Source organism: Staphylococcus sp. HMSC071G07 (genome assembly GCF_001811435.1).
GTDB classification, from domain to species: Bacteria; Bacillota; Bacilli; order Staphylococcales; family Staphylococcaceae; genus Staphylococcus; species Staphylococcus pettenkoferi.
Window position 1 is genome coordinate 1 of record NZ_KV804755.1, and the last position, 4,367, is coordinate 4,367.

Sequence of the window (4,367 nt, forward strand, 5' to 3'; positions counted from 1 at the left end):
ATACTATAAATTCAACTTTGCAACAGAACCTTATTTACTATGTCAACAACAACATCTTATAGAAACGTTCGAAAATCAAAATTTACACAAATATCAAATGATTTATTAAATGATGAACAACTTACATTAGAATCCAAAGCATTATTATCTATTTTCTTATCTAATTCAGATAATTGGAATCTTCATATGTCTGAAATTATTAAACGATCTAAGAACGGTCGTGATGCTCATTATTCTGCACTAAAAAAATTAATTAAAGCTGGTTACATTGCTAGATTAGAATTTAAACAAAATTCTAATAATCAATTCTTAAAGCTTGAATATATTTTTAGTGACAATAAAGAAGATATTAATGAAGGTATAAAAGACGCTCAAATTTTTGCAATAGAAAATGAACAATCAATTGTATTAACTTACAAAAATTTAGACTGTCAAAAGCTAGAAAGTTCTTTGGAAAATAAAGAGCAAAGTGCTGTAGAAAAGCCGTTTCCTGAAAATCCGTATACGGCTAATTCGAATACGGAAAGTGCGTATACAGAAAGTCAGAACATTAATAATACTAATAACAATAATACTAATAGTAACAATAATGGTTCGAATGGAATGAGTGGTAATAATATAAATAGTATGCCTAAAATAAATAACCATTCACTTCATTCAAACCATGAAAATAATTATTTACTAATTGATGAACAAGCTCATTTATTAAAACCCTTACCTAAAGATTTACAAGAATTCATTAAAAGTAGGTATATATTAGCTGATAGCATAAGTATTATAAATAAAATTATGCAAGCTAAAAAAGAAGCAGCTAATAGACGTGATGATGTTTTATTCTTTATGTTCGAAGAAAACTCCTTTTTATCGAAAAAAATCATTGATATTTTAATAACTGTCAATCGAGAAATGAAAAAGAAACAAGAATCAGTCCAAGCACTGTTAGGCTATTACTATAATTCATTAGTGAATGGATTAGAAGAATTTCATTTTACAGAGCAAGCAAGAAAAACAGTACAAAATAAAAAAATCTATTTCTAGATGAGGCTGAAACATAATTCCTAGCAAAATAGCCAGTAAATGAGTTTTTATAAATTCATTTACTGGCTTCTTTATTTACAATACTTCATATTGTTGGCTCGCTTTATTAGGGGATAGCTTCAGCTTGTCCTGTTCCCTCAAGAGTCTCGCCAATATACTTTGTGTTTATATGTAATTTTACATTGAAATACTTAAAAAAATAAGGCGCTTTCGTATAATTTAATAAACTTCACTAAACTAAATTAACGAGGTGCCTTATTTATAAAGATTATAACATGACTCAACTTACTCTACCAATGGAAACTTCAGTTCTTATCCCAACAAATGACATTTCAATACATGTAAATGTCATTTGTTGAAACAATCCATAAGACAGAATTCGATGAATTCAGACATCATCGTGGTGCAACATCATACCATCCAAAAATGATGTTAAAAGTAATTCTATATGCCTACACACAATCTGTGTTTTCAGGACGTAAGATAGAAAAATTACTTAATGACAGCATCCGAATGATGTAGCTATCACAAAATCAAAAGGCTTCTTATAAAATGATTAATCGATTTAGAATAAATCCAAAAGTAGATGCTTTATTAGAATCATTATTTATTCAATTTCATAGTCAGTGTTTGAAACAAAATCTTATAGATGATCAGGCCATTTTTATTGATGGTACGAAAGTTGAGGCGAATGCCAATCGATATACATTTGTATGAAAAAATAGTACTTAAAACCATGAGACAAGAATGAATGAAGATTCTAAAGCACTCTATCATGAATTGATGACAAATAATATCATACCTGAGATTAAAACAGATCACGATAATGACTTAACAAAAGAAGAAATAGATTTGATTGGTAGTCATTTAGATAAAGAGATCGAAGATTTAAACCAACATATTGATAATGAAAAATGTACTAAAATAAGAAAACAAATACGGCTTAAAAGAACTAAATTAAAAAATACAAAAAACAAATTAATGATTACTCTGAGTGAAAGCATAGATACGAAGTCCAAAAATCTATTTTAAAAAATAGAAATAGTTATTCTAAAACGGACCATGATGCCACATTTATGAGAACGAAAGAAGATTATATGAAAAACGGACAACTCAAGCCAGGGTATAATTTACAAATAGCGACAAATTAACAATTTGTTTTATCTTATAATGTGTATCAAAATCCCACTGATACAAGAATGATGATACCATTTTTAAATTCAATTCAAGAGACCTACGGTCATTTACCTGAATATATTTTAGGTGACGCAGGTTATGGTAGCGAATCAAATTATATGGCAATTATAGATAATTTTAATCGAACGTCACTCATAACTTATGGAATGTTTATAAAAGATAAAACTAAAAAATATAAAAGTGACATCTTTAATACTCAAAATTGGGATTATGACGAAATTAACAATGAATTCATTTGTCCGAACAATAAAAGAATAGGATTCAAAAGATATGCATATCGCCATGATAAGTATGGTTTTAAACGAGACTTTAAATTATATGAATATGATGATTGTTCAGAATATCCGCTGAAACACCAATGTATGAACTTCAATTCAAAAAAAAATAAAAAAATAATGAAGAATTATAATTAGGAATATTTTAAAGCCCAAATTAATAAAAGTTTTCAGAACCAAAAACATCTACAGTCAAAGAAAGATTGATATGGATCCTGTTTTTAGATTTATGAAGGCTATTTTTGGTTTCACTCGAATATCTGTTTGAGGGATAAATAAAGTCAAAAGAGAACTAGGATTTGTGCTAATGGCACTTAATATAAGAAAAGTAACAACTCAACGAGCTGAAAATAATCAAATACATTATAATAAAGACAATTTCTATATTATTTCAATAGAAATTGTCTTTATTTACTTATCCAGGAACTTTATGTCCCGGACTCTTTTTTTTCATTAATTAGGTAAAAATATTGTCATATAGTAAGTAAAGTTACACTCATTCATAGTGGATCATATCGAAGACGTGTTAGAAAAATTAAAACATGATGGGGCTAAGCTTTTATCTGAAACTCATGACAATTCAACATATGAAGATTCTAAAGGTAGTAAAAGTGTTTATATCAAAGCATCATTTAATACGTTAATAGAATTACAGGCAATACCAAACGGCTACTATTATCCAAAAGATAGCGAATCTGAAGTCTTTATTCCTGGATAATAAAGTGTAAACAGTAATTATTATCTCAGTAACGCCAATGAATTATTTATCGGTAATCAATACTCACAACTTACACTTTCCATGAGCAAGTCTTATTGAGTTGGTGTATTTACCATCTTTTTTGAAGAATTTTTTATTATACCCTCAATTGATCTTTCTTAATGAATAATTCGTTATTCATTCCGTTTACTACAACTTTACCCCTTAATTAATTCTAAAACTGCGAGTTGACCTGCCTGTTTTCATAGGCTAATGGTTTTATTAGACATTAACATAGTTAGCATATCCCTACATTCATCCTGTTTTTAATCACTTTCGTTAGCTAGATCATAAAAATGGTTAGTAGATAAATTACTGACAACACAAATGTTATAAATCTTGTTAACTTTCATATAATAAGAAAAATCGAACGTATATGATGGTGACGTTTGATTTTTCTTATTCGTACTATAGATTTTATATCTTACATACGAACAGGGATAACTTTTTATGCAATCTTAGGTATAATAAGTTTGTTTTTAGATGTTTTATATATTTAATTGTGAATACATAAAACTCAGAGAGAAATATAAAATATTATATATAATATTTTGTAAATAATAAAATAAAATGTAAATGTAATTTTGTTATCTTTACAAATAGTTTGTGTAAATTTAATTGTACTATCATGTTTTTGATGTTAAAATCATACAAGTATTAAAAACAAAAAAATCAGATAATAAATCGTTATACTGCAAGTAATGGAGGAAAATATGTCGAATAAAAACAAAAAATTAAATGAGAGTTTTGCAGAAGAAAAAGCGAGAGTGCGACTATACAAATCTGGAAAGAATTGGGTTAAAGCTGGAATTAGAGAAATACAACTAATGAGAGTGATGGGTTTACCTTTTGCAGGTCAAAAAGTGTCTATTGGTGAAGAATTGAATTCTCAAAAATCAAAATTCAAAAAAAATGCATTGAAAACATCAGCTTTAGTAGGTGGATCATTTACTTTCAACATGTTAAATAACCACGAAGTATTTGCTGCATCGGAAACACCTGTAACTTCTGAAATAAGTTCTAATAGTACTACCGTAGGTGATCAAACATCTACTACAGAAAGTAAAGACAGTGCTGCAAGTACAGAAAGCAAAGATAGT

At 27.9% G+C, this 4,367-nt stretch carries 3 protein-coding genes and 1 pseudogene; all 4 read left to right on the top strand.

Translation table 11 applies throughout. The annotated features are described in order from the left end of the window. Window positions 1–186 precede the first annotated feature (186 nt). Window positions 187–1,038, top strand: a complete 852-nt coding sequence (locus tag HMPREF2802_RS02260; protein WP_256277913.1) for a nuclease — start codon at window positions 187–189, stop codon at window positions 1,036–1,038. A 257-nt stretch (window positions 1,039–1,295) separates the two neighbouring features. After that, a pseudogene (locus tag HMPREF2802_RS11960) lies at window positions 1,296–2,967 on the top strand (IS1182 family transposase). Window positions 2,968–3,033: 66 nt separating this feature from the next. Next, complete coding sequence (locus HMPREF2802_RS02270; RefSeq protein ID WP_002497246.1) at window positions 3,034–3,228, top strand: VOC family protein; 195 nt, start codon at window positions 3,034–3,036, stop codon at window positions 3,226–3,228. Between the two features lie 752 nt (window positions 3,229–3,980). Continuing rightward, a partial coding sequence (locus HMPREF2802_RS02275; RefSeq protein WP_176744764.1) for a KxYKxGKxW signal peptide domain-containing protein occupies window positions 3,981–4,367 on the top strand: 387 nt, incomplete at its 3' end.

Bases quoted from the DNA above. Each gene is read 5' to 3' on its own strand.
- HMPREF2802_RS02260 (WP_256277913.1), top strand. From the start codon at position 187: ATGTCTGAAATTATTAAACGATCTAAGAACGGTCGTGATGCTCATTAT.